This is a genomic window from Lactobacillus sp. ESL0677 (genome assembly GCF_029392875.1).
Classification (GTDB): Bacteria; Bacillota; Bacilli; order Lactobacillales; family Lactobacillaceae; genus Lactobacillus.
Genome location: NZ_CP113946.1, coordinates 1,051,607 through 1,068,555, shown reverse-complemented (window position 1 = coordinate 1,068,555; position 16,949 = coordinate 1,051,607). Strand labels below are relative to the sequence as shown.

The 16,949-nt window shown below is 33.5% G+C and carries 17 protein-coding genes; 16 read left to right on the top strand and 1 reads right to left on the bottom strand.

Features of this window, described 5'->3' with window-relative positions; genetic code table 11:
- Position 1: 1 nt before the first annotated feature.
- From pepT to OZX76_RS05060, 7 genes are all read left to right on the top strand, one after another.
- On the top strand, positions 2-1,243 hold the full coding sequence (gene pepT, locus OZX76_RS05090; protein WP_277178378.1) for a peptidase T: 1,242 nt from the start codon (positions 2-4) through the stop codon (positions 1,241-1,243).
- A 305-nt stretch (positions 1,244-1,548) separates the two neighbouring features.
- Positions 1,549-1,902 (top strand): GntR family transcriptional regulator, encoded by a 354-nt coding sequence (locus OZX76_RS05085; protein ID WP_277132973.1) that lies wholly within the window; start codon positions 1,549-1,551, stop codon positions 1,900-1,902.
- Between the two features lie 11 nt (positions 1,903-1,913).
- Positions 1,914-2,621: an ABC transporter ATP-binding protein gene (locus tag OZX76_RS05080; RefSeq protein ID WP_277178376.1), complete on the top strand. Its 708-nt coding sequence runs from the start codon at positions 1,914-1,916 to the stop codon at positions 2,619-2,621.
- Positions 2,621-3,451, top strand: a complete 831-nt coding sequence (locus tag OZX76_RS05075) for a hypothetical protein (RefSeq protein ID WP_277178375.1) — start codon at positions 2,621-2,623, stop codon at positions 3,449-3,451. The genes OZX76_RS05080 and OZX76_RS05075 overlap by 1 nt, the downstream gene beginning before the upstream one ends.
- Before the next feature lie 13 nt (positions 3,452-3,464).
- A complete protein-coding gene (locus OZX76_RS05070; RefSeq protein WP_277178373.1) occupies positions 3,465-4,304 on the top strand; it encodes a hypothetical protein in 840 nt (279 codons plus the stop codon).
- A gap of 22 nt (positions 4,305-4,326) precedes the next feature.
- Complete coding sequence (locus OZX76_RS05065) at positions 4,327-5,145, top strand: hypothetical protein (protein WP_277178371.1); 819 nt, start codon at positions 4,327-4,329, stop codon at positions 5,143-5,145.
- 26 nt (positions 5,146-5,171) lie between these two features.
- Complete coding sequence (locus OZX76_RS05060) at positions 5,172-6,008, top strand: hypothetical protein (RefSeq protein ID WP_277178369.1); 837 nt, start codon at positions 5,172-5,174, stop codon at positions 6,006-6,008.
- Positions 6,009-6,324: 316 nt separating this feature from the next.
- On the opposite strand, the gene OZX76_RS05055 is transcribed toward OZX76_RS05060, so the two are convergent.
- Positions 6,325-7,497, bottom strand: a complete 1,173-nt coding sequence (locus tag OZX76_RS05055) for an iron-containing alcohol dehydrogenase (protein WP_277142017.1) — start codon at positions 7,495-7,497, stop codon at positions 6,325-6,327.
- A gap of 207 nt (positions 7,498-7,704) precedes the next feature.
- On the opposite strand from OZX76_RS05055, the gene OZX76_RS05050 reads away from it, so the two are divergent.
- From OZX76_RS05050 to OZX76_RS05010, 9 genes are read left to right on the top strand one after another with little or no spacing between them, the layout of a single operon-like run.
- A complete protein-coding gene (locus OZX76_RS05050; protein ID WP_277178367.1) occupies positions 7,705-9,090 on the top strand; it encodes a Na+/H+ antiporter NhaC family protein in 1,386 nt (461 codons plus the stop codon).
- A gap of 17 nt (positions 9,091-9,107) precedes the next feature.
- Complete coding sequence (mtnK, locus tag OZX76_RS05045; protein ID WP_277178365.1) at positions 9,108-10,322, top strand: S-methyl-5-thioribose kinase; 1,215 nt, start codon at positions 9,108-9,110, stop codon at positions 10,320-10,322.
- A gap of 11 nt (positions 10,323-10,333) precedes the next feature.
- Positions 10,334-11,389 (top strand): s-methyl-5-thioribose-1-phosphate isomerase, encoded by a 1,056-nt coding sequence (locus tag OZX76_RS05040; protein ID WP_277178363.1) that lies wholly within the window; start codon positions 10,334-10,336, stop codon positions 11,387-11,389.
- 3 nt (positions 11,390-11,392) lie between these two features.
- Positions 11,393-12,388 carry a 2-hydroxyacid dehydrogenase gene (locus OZX76_RS05035; RefSeq protein ID WP_277132824.1) on the top strand — a complete coding sequence of 332 codons (996 nt, stop codon included), beginning with the start codon at positions 11,393-11,395 and terminating at the stop codon, positions 12,386-12,388.
- Position 12,389: 1 nt separating this feature from the next.
- Complete coding sequence (locus OZX76_RS05030) at positions 12,390-13,844, top strand: FGGY family carbohydrate kinase (protein WP_277178361.1); 1,455 nt, start codon at positions 12,390-12,392, stop codon at positions 13,842-13,844.
- Positions 13,845-13,859: 15 nt separating this feature from the next.
- Positions 13,860-14,507 carry an L-fuculose-phosphate aldolase gene (locus tag OZX76_RS05025; protein ID WP_277178359.1) on the top strand — a complete coding sequence of 216 codons (648 nt, stop codon included), beginning with the start codon at positions 13,860-13,862 and terminating at the stop codon, positions 14,505-14,507.
- Between the two features lie 56 nt (positions 14,508-14,563).
- Positions 14,564-15,010, top strand: coding sequence for a PTS sugar transporter subunit IIA (locus tag OZX76_RS05020; protein WP_277178357.1), 447 nt, complete (start codon positions 14,564-14,566; stop codon positions 15,008-15,010).
- A 2-nt stretch (positions 15,011-15,012) separates the two neighbouring features.
- Entirely contained in the window at positions 15,013-15,306 is a 294-nt protein-coding gene (locus OZX76_RS05015; RefSeq protein ID WP_277132816.1) for a PTS sugar transporter subunit IIB, read from the top strand.
- Positions 15,307-15,351: 45 nt separating this feature from the next.
- Positions 15,352-16,746, top strand: coding sequence for a PTS transporter subunit IIC (locus OZX76_RS05010; protein WP_277178355.1), 1,395 nt, complete (start codon positions 15,352-15,354; stop codon positions 16,744-16,746).
- Positions 16,747-16,949 lie beyond the last annotated feature (203 nt).

Here is a 16,949-nt window from a genome sequence, read left to right as displayed (position 1 = left end):
AATGGAATATCCAAATTTGTTACCAAGATTTTTAAAATATGTCCAGGTTAATTCACGCTCTGATGAGCATTCTGACCGTTTTCCGTCGACAGAGCGAGAGGAAAACTTTCAAAAACAGGTTATCATGAGTGACCTGAAGGGATTAGGTTTAAGTGACGTTCATTATAACCAAAAGTCTGGTTGTGTGATTGCTGAAATCCCGGCTAATATTACTAAAGACGTACCGGTAATGGGCTTTTTAGCTCACAGTGATACAGCTGACTTTAATTCTGAAAATATTAAGCCGCAAATTCATGAAAATTATGATGGCAAGTCCAAAATTCAACTGGGTAATTCTGAGTTTTATTTAGACCCAGAAGTTTTTCCGCATTTGAAAAACTATCAGGGTCAAACGATCATTACGGCATCTGGTGATACGCTTCTTGGCGGTGATGATAAGTGTGGTGTATCCGAGTTAGTAACGTTTGCTGAATATTTACTCACTCATCCAGAAGTTAAGCATGGTAAAATTCGGCTTGCCTTTACCCCTGACGAAGAAATTGGTACGGGGGCAGAACACTTTGATGTAGCTGAATTTGGTGCGGATTTTGCCTTTACTGTTGATGGTGAAGCTCCTGGTAAACTTGATTGGGGTACTTTCTCGGCGGCACAGTTCAGTCTTGATATTCAGGGTGTTAACGTACATCCAGCAGTTGCAAAAGGCCAAATGATTAATGCCGTCCAAGTTGGAATCAACTTCCAAAATCAATTACCGCAAATGGAAGTGCCCGAAGAAACAGACGGCAAGCAAGGATTTTATCATTTAATGAACTTTACTGGTACCGTTGATAATGCGCACTTAGACTACATTATTCGTGACTTTGAGCGTGATGGTCTTGAACAGCGTAAGAATTTGGTTAAGTCAATTGTTGATAAGATGAACGCCGAGTTCGGTACTGAGCGAATTAAGCTCAAGATGTGGGACCAATATTACAACATGGCCGATGAATTAGCTAAACACATGGATATTGTTGATTTGGCTCGTGAAGCGTACAAGGCAGAGGGCTTGACGATCAACGAAGATCCAGTTCGTGGGGGCACAGATGGTTCACAATTAACTTACATGGGTCTGCCATGTCCGAACCTATTTGCTGGTGAGGAAAATATGCATGGCCGTTATGAATATACCGTTTTGGAGTCAATGTACAAAGCCGTTGACGTAATGGTTAAGATGGCCGAATTGAACGTTACTAATAATGAGTAGTGAAACAAAATCATTAGTAATCTAGTGTTTTATTAGAAATATTTGAGGACGATAAACTCCTATTGCTCTAAGTAAAATTACTTTTTACTGGTTTTGAAAAAGTTATGCACAAATAACTTGTTTTTTAAAGAAGCCCATTTTAAAGCTGATATATCAACTGGAATGAGCTTTTTAATTTGCATAATGATAAAAAATGCATTTGTGGAACATTGGAACTAACTTAAAAAGGATTGCTTTAAAGCGACAAATGGGTTACTATATAAGTGTGTTAGGAAAATAGTACAGTGAGAATGGAAGGTGAACTTTTGGAATTTAAGGATAATATTCCTATTTATCTGCAAATCAAACAATATCTTTACCGTGAGATTGTTGTCGGCAAATTACAACCCGGAGAAAAGATCCCATCGGTACGTAAATTGGCAGTGCAGTTAACAGTTAATGTAAACACGGTACAGCGGGCGTTGCAACAGATGAATGATGAAGGAATTTTATATACTAAGCGCGGCGAAGGAAATTTCGTAACGGAAGATACGGATTTACTAGCGCAGACTAAGCAAAATTTAATTAATGGTGAATTAGATAAGTTTGTGCAGAGCATGAATGCTTTGGGAGTAACAAACGACCAGCTTAGTTCGATTTTAACGAATTATTTGAAGTAAGGAGTTTTGTAATGGAAAATGTACTTGAAATTAAAGATGTAACTTACAAGAAAAATCAAAAATTGATTTTAAAAGATGTCAATTTAACTTTGCAACCGGGTAAAATCGTTGCACTTCTTGGAGAAAATGGGGCAGGTAAGACCACGTTAATGCGAATTATTAGTGGAATGGCTAAAAATTACCGCGGTAGCGTAAAAATTGATGGTTTTGACAAGGACGCTGAGAAAAAAGCACATTTGTCATTTACTGATGGCTTAACTGGCTTTAATGATTCTACTAAAATCAAGGCTGTTGTTGACTTTTACGAAGTTGTCTACCAAGATTTCGATAAGTCGGAATTTGAGCAATTGCGCAGATTTATGAAGCTAGATCTTGAAATGCGCCTTAGCCAATTATCACGGGGAATGCGTGAAAAGTTGATTATTGCCCTGACTTTTGCTCGTAAAGCTGACTTATATTTGCTTGATGAACCATTTGGCGGTATTGACGCAATGGCACGTAAAAAGATTATTAATTCGATTATTCTTTGGAAAAACGATAACGCAACAATTCTTATTTCGGACCATTTTGTTAACGAAATTGCATCACTACTTGATGAAGTGGTCGTTATTAAAGACCAAACTATTTATGCTCATAAATCAGCCGACGAAATTCGCAGCAAGCATGAAACCATTGAGCAATATTACGAAGGACTTTATGATGGGGATGACGAAGACTAATGGCTGATTTTGAACATTTATTTACTGAATTATTTAAGCAAAAATGCAAAAAGGCCCATGTAATAATTTTGCTGCAATTTTTAAGTGCGTTCGTTACTACTGTGTTTGCCTATTTTGAAGGAAATATGATAGTTAGTGGTAGTGAACGCAAAATAGATTTATTTTTACCGTTTTTATTTATTTTCTTTTTCGCATTTAGCTTTTTGTTTTTGCCAATTTATCTAATTGTCACTAGCTTTCAGACTGAACAAATTAACCACAGTCAAACTTGGCGCTTAGCACCACTAAGTGATGCCAACATATATTTAGACAACACACTTAGCTCGTTTGTTAACTTCATCTACTTAGCCTTATTGCAGGTAATTAGTTCGATAATTTTGTTTGGCATTAGCTACTTAGCTAATAAGCGGATTAAAAACGGCTGGGATAATATGATTGCAATTATTAGAAAAGGCAACCAAAGTAATGCCACAATTGCTGACTTACTTGGTATTGCGTTAATTACCATTCTGCTTGGGTTATTAGTTTACTTGGTCATCAGCTTTTTAAACTTTAGCAGTCAGGCAATCGTCGATTTCTTGCCAGCGGTCTCAAGCAAGCTAGTTGTGACAATCATTCGCTTAATTTTAATTATTGCTATTATGTGGCTTTTAACTGAGATTTATCAATTTATTAAACCAGTTGTAACCTCGCCGTTAAGCTATATGCTTGGCGTAGAACATTTAACTATCTGGCCAGCAGTAGGCTTATTTACAGTACTTGATGTGGTTTTGGCAGCCGTTAATATGTTCCTAATTAGCAGATACTTTGAGGCAAAGCAAAATAAGTAATTTGAGGAAAAAAATGACAGTTTTTAAGCATTTATTTAAAGAACTTTTTAAACAAAAGAAACGGAATGCTAATGCGGTAGTTATCATTCAATTTGTTGCTGCTTTGGCAATTTTAATAATTACAATGGGTAATTTAATTATTAATAAAGACTTTTCAAGTGAAGATTGGCGCGATATCGAACCATTAAGCTACATACTTTTCGGCCTCTTTAGTTTTGTGGCCTTACCAATTTATCTAATTGTTACTTGTGTTAAAAATGAGCGCTTTAATCGCAGTCAAACTTGGCGCCTAGCACCTGTTAATGACGAAATGTTTTATTTGGATAATATTCTGAGCTCGTTTGCATCAGTTGTTTATCTCATGGTTGCTCAATTTTTAATTACTGCTGCGCTAGTTGGGATCGGTTCATTACTATTTAAAGACGTTTTCAACGATACAATTAAGACTTTTGTTAACATGTTTAAAGCTGGAAGTGGATTGCACTTTAATATTGTAATTGGCAATGCCTTACAAATTATCTGTTTTATTATTTTATTTAGTCTATTTACCTACCTAATTATTAGCTTTTTGAATTTTGCCACGCGGTCAATTATGGACTATCTGCCGGGGATGTCTAGCAAGACTGGGGTATTCATAGTTCAGGTTGTATTAATTATTTTAATTATGAGATTGCTAACGACACTGTTTAAAATATTTGGCAGACTAATAACGTCGCCAATGGGTTATCTGTTAGGCAGTGCAAGTACCGGCTTAGGTAAAGCAATTTTGCTGTACTTGGTGCTAGATATTGCTCTTCTTCTAATCAACATGTTTTTAATTAGTAAATTTTTTGAAGCGGCACCAAATAAGTAATTGAAGTAGGAGGGGCACTGCCATGACGAGTTTTGGACAGTTATTTAAAGAATTATTTAGAAGTAAAAGTAAAAAATTATTGCAAATTATTGTTATCCAACTAATTGCTGCCGCTATTTTAGCAGGCGTGATGACCTTTAAGGCAATTGCAATTCAGGGTGATCCGTTTTTCACCACGTTTCATAGCTTTTTATTCAATTTAACAAGAGTCGTTATGTGGACTGGATTCATCGTTGTCTTCGGCAGCTTAATTGGTACCGTGTCTGATACGGAAAAGATCAACCGTAGTCAAACTTGGCGGCTAGTTCCAGCAACTGAAAATACTATTTATTTAAGTAATATTGCTAGCTCACTGGCTTCATTTGCTATCCTGGTCTTACTAGAATTTATTTGTGGAATCGAACCGATGCTGCTGCAATACTTATTGAGCGGTCAACAATCAATGCTTGTAAGCTTCTTTAGTGACATGGCTAAACTTGGCTGGTTAAAATGGCTCCAAATTTTAGCTGTACTAATTCTCATCGTTTTAGCTATCTATTTTACAGTGAGCTTTTTAAATTTCAGCAGTCAGACAATCGTTGACTTTTTACCACATTTTTCAGGAAAATTGACATTAACGATTGTTAGAGTAATTATTATTTTACTGATTTGCTGGCTTGGGGTTAGTGTCACTAACACTCTCTTACCGATCTTTAATTTACCATTTGAATTAATGTATCAAGGAGCAGCGAAGCTGCAATTGTTGAGCAGTATTAGCATTTTAGTGATCTTTAACTTATTCGTGGGTGCAATCGATCTGTTATTTATTAATAAATCGTTTGAAGCAAAGCAAAATAAATAATTGTTTAACAGCAAGAAGGCATAAAAATGACTAATTTTACTAAGTTATTTGGCGTAATGTTTAAGCAAAAAAGAGGGACCGCACACTTATTAATCGGCATTCAATTATTGGCGGCATTTGTTATTGCAGCTTTAAATTGGCTTAATCATAATGCAATGAACGTTTATTTTAATCGTTTGGAAATGACTGACTTTTTGCCGCAGTGGGGGATTTTCATAATTTCTCTGAGTTTTTTATGTCAATTAATTTTCTTTCTAATTGCTGTGTCTAAGACGCAGCAAAATTGTACTAGTCAAACTTGGCGACTAATTCCCGTAAGTGATACCAATTTTTTCTTAATTGATTTTGCAAGCACGATTATTAGCGCAGTTTATCTAGCATTCTTGCAATTACTTGCGTTAATCTTTGTTTTTGGCTTTTCTTTTATCACGAGTAAAAACTTTCATAGTGACTTTTTACAAGAGCTGCATAAAGATAGTCAAATTATCACTTACAATGGCATGGCTGCTGTTAGACTTATAGAATTAATTAGCTTAGTTTTATTGCTAGTTATTGTGGTCATTTTGGCAATTAACTTGGTTTGCTTTTGCTGGCAACTGATTAGCAATGCTTTTAATAGTAGGTCAAATAACGTGATATTGATGCTGTGTTGGTTTTTCTTCCTATTTGGCATTTTCCGGCCAATTTTATCGATGTTCAATTTCTTACCACAAGCATTAAACTATCCGCTTAATTTTATTGCTGGACAGTATACAGCGGGCGTTAGCAACTCAGTTGGCATTTTACTTCTGATTGCTGTAATACTGTTTGCAATCAATCTTTACTTAGTTAATAAATTTGTTGAAGCAAAAGCTAACAATTAATTTTTAACATTTAAACAACAAAAGACCTTCAATAAACTTGAAGGTCTTTTTTGCGTGCAATAAATAATTTGTAATAGCTTAGTAGATTGAATTATTAAATGAAGGAGATACTTTAACTTATTAATCTAAAGATACTATTTATTATATTTTTTAACTTTAGCAATGATTAACGGTAGTAGTACTACTAATGCAAGCATTATTGCCAATACATTGGGAATAAACTTAATAACCATATTAAATACTAAAACCAAATAAATGATCAGCAAAATAATATTATACGTCTTTTTCATTGTAACTTATAAATTATTAATGCGATTTATAATGCAATGTTCAAAATTTTAACGATGTCATCAGAATATAATTTCTTGTAGTGACCTACAGGAACCTTATCATCATGGGTGGCATGTAGTCCCATTTCTTTAAATTTAGAATCGTCTTTTATACCAATTTCTTTTAGACTCTTATGCATACCAACCATAGTGAAGAAGTCAGTAAATCGTTTAATCAAAAGGTCGATTACTTCTTCTTGTGAAAATGCATAAGTGTCAATATTAAACATCCGACTGGCAAGCTGAACAAATTTATCTGGCAATTCCTTGCTGACATACTTCATCCAAGCTGGAAAGACAATAGCCATTCCTTCGCCATGAGTAATACCATATTCAGCACTTAGCTCATGTTCAATTCGATGAGAACCCCAATCAGGTTCACGCCCTGATTCAAGGGAGTTATTGTGGGCAGTTACAGCAGTCCACATAATTTCAGCACGTAATTCATAGTTAGTTGGATCTTTAGTCAATTTGTATGCCGTAGCCATTAGAGCAGTCATAGCTCCTTCAAGCATACGATCAGTTAAATTAACATCTTTAACTGTCGTAAAATATCTTTCGAGCATATGAGACATCATATCAGAAATACCAGCTCCTGTTTGGAATGCAGGAACTTTTAATGTGTATTCAGGATTCAAAATCGAAAATTTAGGAATAATTAAATTCGTTTCTACACCAAGCTTAAACTCACCATTATCAATGATAGTAGCATTAGACATTTCCGAGCCAGATGATGCAGCAGTTGAAATTACACCAATTGGTAGGGATTTTTCAACTGTTACTTTACCTTGGAAAAAGTCCCATGCATCACCATCATAAAGTGCTGAAAATGAAACAGCCTTTGCTGTATCAATAACGGAGCCACCGCCAACAGCTAAAATAAAGTCGATTTTATTCTCACGCACGATATTAGCTAGCTTATTTACTAAAGAAACTTCTGGATTAGGAACAATATCGCCATTTTCAATATAGTTGATTTTAAATTTATTAAATTGCTCCTTAATTACAGCCGAAATACCAAGGAAATTATAGTAATCACCACTAAATAGAACTAAAACATTTTTGGTTTTAGTTAATTCATTAGTTAATTGACCAACCTTTTTTTCTTCACCCTTACCAAAATACATATTAGCTGGGTTGTAATAATTAAAATTCTGCAAAATAAACCTCCTTAAAAATTTTTATAACTTACAGCGCTTACAGTATTGCACAAAAATCAATTAAAAACAATAAAAACCAAAATAAAAGTATAAAAAATTATCTTTTTTTGGTTTTGTGTTGAATTTATTTTGTTTATGATTATAATCTATAACTGTGAGCGCTTACTAGAAAACTTATCAAAAGATTTTAACTAAAGGAGGTCTGTAATGAACGAAAAAAAAGAACTATCTCAATCCAAAAGCGGTAGTTTCATGGGGCTAATGCCCTTAATTATATTTTTGATTTTATATGCACTAACAGGTTTTATAACCGGAAAATTTGACAGTATGCCGTTACTAGTCGGAATGATTATTGCTTCAATGGTTTCTTTTGCATTAACACCACCAAAAGGAACAGAAAAACAAAGTTTTGACCAAAAAGTGATGACATTCTGTAAGGGTGGTGGTGAACCAACCTTAATCATGATGGTAGTGATTTTTATTTTAGCTGGGGCCTTTCAAGGCGTTGCCACTAAAATGCATGCTGTTTCTTCAATTACTAATTTAGGACTAAGTTTATTGCCATCACAAATGATATTGCCAGGGATATTCGTTATTGGCTGTATTTTGAGTTTTGCTATGGGTACCTCAATGGGTACCGTTGCTGCATTAATGCCTGTAGCTGTTGATGTAGCTGTTAAGACTGGTGTTAATCCAGCGTTAATGGCTGGTATCGTTGTTGGTGGGGCAATGTTTGGTGATAATAACTCGTTTATTTCTGCAACTGCTATTGCTTCTGCACAAACTCAAGGCGTAATGCAACGTGAAAAGTTCAAATTAAATATCATAACTTATCTTCCAGCCCTTGTAATTAATATTATTTTGTTAGCTATTTATCCTATTAAAACTGTCTCTATGAGTGGTTCGTATTCATATAACTTAGTTGATATTATTCCTTACTTATTGGTCATTATCCTATCACTTGTTGGAATGAATGTTATGCCAGTAATGATTATTGGAGTTTTATCAGGTATTGTCATTGGAATTATTCATGGTGACTTTAGCTTAATTGGTTCGATGACTTATGTTCAAAGTGGAATGGCTGGAATGGAAGATATGTCCATTATTGCAATTTTTGTTGGTGGACTAGTTGAAGTCATGAAGTATCTTGGCGGAATCCAGTGGTTAATGGATAAGCTGGGTAAAGAAACTAAGACCAAGCGTGGAGCTGAATTTTCAATCGGTATGCTCGTAACTTTACTTTGTGTAGCAACTACTAATAATACGATTGCAATTATCACTGTAGCACCATTAGCTGAAGAAATTGGACATAAATTCCATCTAGCAAGGTCAAGAGTTGCCACTTTGCTTTCAATGTATGCAACCCATGTTCAAGGTTTGATTCCATATGCTGGTCAATTGTTAGTTGCGGGAGCAATGGCAAAAGTATCTCCAGTATCAATAATGCCTTGGGTTTGGTATTGCTACCTAACTCTGATATGCAGTATTTTGTTTGTCATTTTTGATTTCCCTAGAGTTAAAGTTACTCCAGAATCTGGTTATGATAATTTTGAAACCAAAACAACAGACAAAGTAAGTGAAGCAACAAATTAAAAATCAAAGGAAATAAAATGGATTATTCAAAACATTTTTTATTAAATACTGAAACTGTCAAACAATATGTTAAAGATAAGACAAATATTTTTGATGGAACTGATGTATCAGATTTAAAGAGTAAAGAGATTAGCGACGGTAATATTAATTATGTTTACTCAGTTGCCAATTCTCAAAAATCAGTTGTAGTTAAGCAAGCTGATAATAAAATTAGAACTTCTGGAAGAGAACTAGATCGACATAGAAATGTACTTGAATATAAGACTTTAAGCATTGAAGGGAAACTAACTAATGGTATGGTTCCTAAAATGTACAACTATGATGAAACGATGTCAGCAATCATTATGGAAGACGTTTCAGCCTATAAAAATTTACGCAAAGAATTGCATGCTGAAAAAATTTTTCCAAAATTAGCTGAACAAATTTCGTCGTTTATGGTAGATGCTCTTTTACCTACAACCGATTTAATATTCGATCGGCATCAAAAGAAGAATGTGGTTAAAGAATTTATTAATGTCGATTTATGTGATATTACTGAAGATTTGGTTTTAACAGAACCATATTACAATTATAAGAATCGTAATACTTATGATAGTGCGCTAGATGATTTTGTTAAACAAAATTTGTATGAGAACGATGAGTTAAAAGCTAATGTAGCAGAGCTTAGAAATAATTTTATGAATAATGCCCAAGCATTATTACATGGTGATTTACATAGTGGCTCCATTTTTATTAATCAAAATGGAATTAAGATTATTGATCCAGAATTCGCCTTCTATGGTCCAATTGGTTATGACATTGGGAATGTAATTGGTAATTTGGTTTTCCCATTAGTTGTTGAATATAGCAAAAAAGAAAATAAAAATTCTGAATTTATGACTTGGCTTGAGAATACTATTGAAGATGTTTTTGATTTAACAATTAAAAAACTTTATCTGAAATATGATAAATTAGTTGAATTTCCTTTATATAAAGAAAGAAAATTTGAAAATTCTTATATTTCTTCAATTATTGCTGATTCTCTTGGTTATGCAGGTACTGAAATTATTAGAAGAACAGTTGGCGATTCAAAAGTCTTAGAAATAACTTCGATTACCAATGTTGAACAAAGAAATATTGTTTCAATGGCTCTAATTAAAATTGGTACAGACTTAATTTTAAATAGAAAACTTTATAGTGCTGGTAATCAACTGATTTCAGATATTGCAGAAATTTCTGATTCAATCATATAAGGAGACATAATTTGAAAAGAGAAGACAAAGGAATGCCATTCCTTTTAAAATATGAAAATGTTGCTTGGTATGAGAATGGCATCGTAAAAATTCTTGATCGAAGAGTTTACCCAACTAAAAAGCATTTTGTGATTTGTAAAAATTATCATGAAGTCATTAAAGCTATTCAAGATATGGTAACTCAAAGTGCTGGACCGTATACAGCGGTTGGCATGGGTATGGCATTAGCAGCTTATCAATGTAAAGATATGGTCGAAGACAAGCAACTTGAGTTTTTGCTTCAAGCAAGCAAAGAACTTGGAAATGCTAGACCAACAACGGCTAACCGCTACAAGAAAATAACTGACAGAGCGTATGGAATCGCAAAGAAAGCAATTGAGGATGGCAGTAATCCGATTGATGCAATAGTTGAGGATACTGTAGATTCTTTAAATCGACGTTATTCAACGATGCAAAAAGTCGGTGACTATCTAGTTGATTTATTCCCAGATCATTCAGGTATTTTAACTCAGTGCTACGGGGAAACAATTATTGGTGCAATTATTCGTGCTGCAAGAAGAACTAATAAAGTTTTTAAGATTTATGATGCAGAAACACGGCCATTTATGCAAGGTGCAAGATTAACTGCTAGTTGTTTTGCTGAATCAGGTTTTGATACAACTGTGCTAACAGATAACATGATTAATTTTGGTCTAGAACATGAGCGAATTGACTTTTATACTTCCGCCGCAGATACGATTGCAATGGACGGTCATATCGCTAATAAAATTGGAACTAAACAAATTGCTATTTTAGCTAATCGTGTTGGTGTGCCATATTTTGTTACTGGTATACCTGATACAGATAAAAAAGATATTAATTCAATTAAGATTGAATTTCGTGATCCTAATCAAGTTCTTGAATTTCAGGGAACTCGGGTTTGTGCTCCTGATGTCCATGCAATTTATCCCGCATTTGATATAACACCACCGGAATTAATTGGAGGAATTGTAACTGATAAAGGTGTTTATTCACCATATAACTTAAATAAATATTTGACTGATGGAAAAGTAGAGGAGTTTTATTAAAAAATGAAAATTTATATTCGTGCAGAAATTGTTGATGATTTACGTGCTAAATTAGCTGATAAATTTGATGAAGTTGTTTACGATCCATGGACAAAAGATGGTAAGCGATTCTATCCAGATGAAATGGCTGAAAAAATGGCTGAAGTTAATCCAGACGTTTTAATTACAGAACTGGACCAAATTAACGACAAAGTTTTAAATGCAGCAACAAATTTAAAATTAATTGTTGATTGTCGATCAACTCCAGAGAATATTGATGTTCCAGCAGTAACAGCACATAATGTACCGTTAATCCACACTCCAGCAAGAAATGCTGAAGCCGTTGCTGAAATGTTAGTTGGTACTTTAGTCATGCAGCAAAGACAAATTATTCCAGCAAGACAATGGATCCTTGACGGTAAGTGGGTACCTGGTACAACTCCTTACTATATTTGGAAAGGGCATGAGTTATATTCACAAACTATTGGCTTTGTCGGTTTTGGAGCAGTTGCACGTAAAGCAGCTCACTTGCTTGAAGCATTTGGTTGTAAAATGTATTTCTACGATCCATATGTTGAACATGCAGACGGTCCAGTAGAAAAGACTGATCTTGCCACTATTTTTAAGAAATCTAATATCGTATCTGTTCACTTACCAGTAACTAAAGAAACTGAAAGAATGATTGATGCTAAATACTTTGATTTAATGAATAAGAATGGACTATTTGTTAATACTTCAAGGTCAGCAGTAGTTAATAACGATGACTTATATGATGCATTGGTCAATAAGCAAATTAGTGGCGCAATACTTGACGTTTTAGATGTTGAACCACCAAAAACAAAAGATGATATGAAATTAGCTCTACTTGATAACGTCATCTGTACACCACATATCTGTGGCTCTACTTATGAAGTTGTACTTCATCAATCAGAAATTGCTGTTCAATCTATCCTGAACTTCTTAAATAAAGATTATAAGCATGCAAATTTGATGAATCCGACTGTAATAGGAAGCAATTAATATGGCTGACAAGAAGTTTTACTTGCTCATAGATATTGGAACAGGTAGCAGTCGCGTTTGTTTAATGGACAATCTAGGTAAGGTTTATGACTTGCAACATATTCCTAATGAATATCAGTCTGATAAAAATAGTGGAATGCTAATTGATATTCCAACTTTTATGAAGAATCTTCAAAGTGCTTCTAAAAAAGTTTTAAGTTCATTTGATAATCATATTTCTGCAATTACTGTTTCAGGAGCTAGACAGACATTCTTTTTAACTGATGAAAATCAGAAATTACTTTTTGGTATTCCTAATATTGATAGTAGAGGGGAACGTTTTATTAACGATTACGTTGATAATTTTATCCAAATCCAAAATATTACTACACGAGGCTTATCTGCAGATTTTTTGGCAATGAAATTAGTAGGATTAAAGCATGATCGGCCAGAATTATTTGCTAAAGTTTGTTCATTTACAAGTTTAAGTGAAACTTTTGCTCTACTGTTTTGTAATAAGTTAGTGATTGAATATTCACAAGCTGTTGAAACACAATTATTCGATTTACATACTAAAAACTGGAATAAAAACCTATTAGATATATTCGGATTAACTAACATTAGATTACCTACTATTGTTAAAACAGGTACTAAATTTAAAGTAACCAATTTAGATATGCTAGAGAGTTTTGGAATTAGCCGTCAAAGTAACTGTGATTTCGTAATTGGGGGAGCTGATACCCAACTAGCAATGAGAGCGATCACAGATTCACAAGATACTAGTACCTTGTGCCTAGTTTCCGGAACAACTAGTCCAGTTTGTATTCGTTCAAAAGAAGCTTCAAGTGATACTAATTGCTGGCTTGATTTGGATCTTGGCGGTGACGATTATGTCTTAGAATATAATCCAGGCGTCACAGGTCTTAATTATGAATACGCTAGACAGGCATTATTACCTGAAACCAGTTATAAAGAAATAGAAAAAGATATTTCTTTGTCTGGTGAACAAAAAGTACTAGCAAATTTAACTACACAAAGTTTTCGTAAATCTACAGGAGTTAATGGTTATGGTGGTTGGTATATGTTACCACCATTTTCTAAGAAAATAACCAAAAAGGAAATTGTTGGTAGTGTGCCTTTAGACATTGGATTTGCAATTTCACAAAAAATTAAGCAATTAAGTAAAACAGTGTCCAATACGAAGGATACAATCATAGCTTGTGGTGGAGGGATGAATTCTCAAATAATTCCCCAAGTTGTTGCTGATATAACTGGTAGAGCAGTAGCGATATATTCAGATTTTCAAGAACCATCAATTATTGGTTGCTTTAATGTTGCTAATGAAGCAATGGGAGAAAATAATCAGAACATCCAGCGGCCATTAAGATTCAAATATCAACCGCATAAAAACGAAAAATTATTACATTGTTATCATCAATGGCAAGAAATTGGTAATAACACAGTTGTCAAAAAATAGGAGAATAAAATTATTATGGATTATATTGAAGAAAGAAATAAAATTGTTGAATTTGGTAAAAAATTAGTTGATGAGCATTTAACAACAGGTACTGGTGGTAACTTGAGTATCTTTGTTCCTGAATCCAAGGTAATGCTAATTAGTCCATCAGGCATCGACTATTATGAAACTAAACCAGAAGATGTTGTTGTGATGGATCTCGATGGCAATATTCTTGAAGGTGATCGTAAACCATCAAGTGAATTTGAAATGCACTCAATCTTTTATAAAAATAATCCTGAAATTAAGTCTGTAATTCATTCGCATGCTGATTTTGCTACAGCAATGGCTTGCTTAAACAAAGATGTGCCACCAATTCATTATGTAGTAGCTGATTTATGCAAAACATTGAAGTGTACTAATTATAAGATCTATGGTTCTCATGATATTGCAGTAGAAGCTTACAAGACTATGGGAGAAGATCATGGCATTTTGCTTGCAAATCACGGTCTTTTAGCTATTGGTAATTCGATTGAATCAGCAATGGGTAATGCTAGAAATATTGAATTTTTGTGTAAATTGTATATTTATGCCAGTGCAGTAGGTACCCCTGTACCATTGAATGAGGAACAAATGAATGAAGTAGCTAAAAAATTTACGACATACGGACAACCTAAAAAATAAAAAGAGGGGGGTCAAATACCCCTCTTTTTATTTCAAATATTTTAGATGGTGAAAATATGATTTTTAGTGAAAAATTAATTATAGATAACGCGTCTGTCCAAACTAAAGATGAACTTTTTAATTTAGCAGCAAAAAAATTATCTGAATTAAAAATGATAAATAACTCGTATCTGCCTGCTTTACAAAGGCGAGAAAAAAGTTTTCCTACAGGCCTGCAAACAAAAACTATTGGTGTTGCTATTCCACATTGTGACCCAATAAATATCAAAAAGGATGGTATTCTTGTAGTTCGCTTGAATAAGCCTATCCCTTTTCAACAAATGGGATCTTCTGATACTGAAGTTGAAGTGAAAATAGTGTTCTTTATTTGTTCTACGGGAGCTCAACAACAATTACAGAATTTACGAGAATTAATCGCAATGTTCCAAGATGATAGCTTTTTAAAAGAAGTATATCAATCAAAAAATTTGTTTGATGCACTATCTTTATGGAAAGGAAAATAAAAATGAAAAAAACAATTAATTTATTAGCCGTTTGTGGCTCAGGAACTGTCAGTTCAACAATGGTAGCTGAAAAAGCTCAAGAATATATTGAATCTTTGGGCTTTAATGTTCAAGCTGAAGAGCTAAATCCGCAGCAGGCTTCTGAAAGAATCCCATCCGGTGATTATGACCTTGTTGTCTTCACATCACCAATACCTGGTACATATGACATTCCAATTATCAATGCAACTGGATTGTTAACAGGTATCGGTGAAGAAGATGTGTTTGAAAAAATCAAAGAAGCTATTACTGAATAGTAATGTATATTTAATACTTATCTTAAAAAGATAGGAGGCAAATAAATGCAAACATTAAAAACAATTATGGATACCTTTGGAGCAAATATCTTTGTACCAATCGTAATTTTCCTGATTTGTATCTTCATGAAGATAAATGTTAAAAAAGCAATTAACTCAGCTATTCTTGCAGCTGTTGGTTTAATTGGCTTTGATATGATTACTAATTATTTCACACCAGTTATTTCTCCAGTTGTTGACAAAATGGTAAAGTTGGCACACCTAAACTTACCAGTATTAGATATTGGCTGGCAAGCTACCGCTGTAATTGCTTATTCTACTCAAATTGGGATGGTCTTTATTGCAGTCTTACTAATTTTTCAAGTATTTTTATTTGCAATTAAGTGGACTAACGTTTTTATGCCAAGTGATTTATGGAATAATTATTCATTAATTTTATGGGGTTCTGAACTCTACTTTGTTACAAAAAATATGTGGTTAGCTAGCTTTTTAATGTTGTTTGGTAACATGGTATGTTTACTGTATTCTGAGGTTATAGCTAATCGCTGGTCAACATATTATGGCTATCCTCAATGTACTTTATCTGCACCTCATCAAGTTGGTAATGTACCATTTGCTTTAATTTTAAATGTAGTTTTATCAAAATTAGGTGCTGATAAGATTCAATTAAATCCTGAAAATATTCGTAAAAAGCTCGGATTTCTGGGTGATCCAATGATTATTGGTTTTATCGTTGGTTTTTTGCTTGGTTTTATTGGTAACTTTACAACACTAACAGCAATTGCATCATGGGGACAAATTTTAACTACTGCAGTTACTACTTCAGCAGTTATGGCAATTTTTCCAAAGATAGGTAGTATTTTTGCGGCTTCATTTTCAAGTATTACATCTGCTTCCCAAAAATCAATGAAGAAAGGTGGTCGAGAATGGTATGTTGCTGTTAATGATGCATTAGGCTATGGTGAAAGTGCAACGTTAACTACTGGAATTTTAATGATTCCGTTCGCTTTAATTATGGCATTTATTTTACCAGGTAACATTATTGTTCCGGTAATGTGCTTAACGGGATTTGCATATGATTCAGAAATCAATATTGCTTTAGCAGATGGTAATATTTTTAAAGCATTAATTATGGATATCTGTATTTTTGCAGGTCAGCTGTACATCGGTTCGTATTTTGCACCTATGTTTACTAAAATAGCTAAACAAGTCGGTGTTAAAATTCCTGGTAATAGTTTAATGGTCATTGGCTTTGTAGCTGCGAACATTCTATTAGGATTAATTACAATCGCTTTTATGACTAAAAACCCATTAATTATTGGAATTATAGTCATTTTGTATATTGTTCAGTTCATTTACTTCAAAAAAAACAAAAAGAAAGTTATCGATACAATTGAAAAGCATTCGGATTACTCGAATGTTCGTATAGCGAAATCATGACAAATTAAACGCTTTTAAATTAGTAAAGTGAATTATACAGCATTATAATAATAATAGCTATTAAGGTATTAAGTTGAATTACTTAATACCTTTTTTAGTATATTATATTATATGCTATTAAATAATTTGTTTGTTGGCTAATATAATTTTGTTATATGCTATTTTAGAATTGATAGATAAAATTTAGAAATTGATTTGGAGGA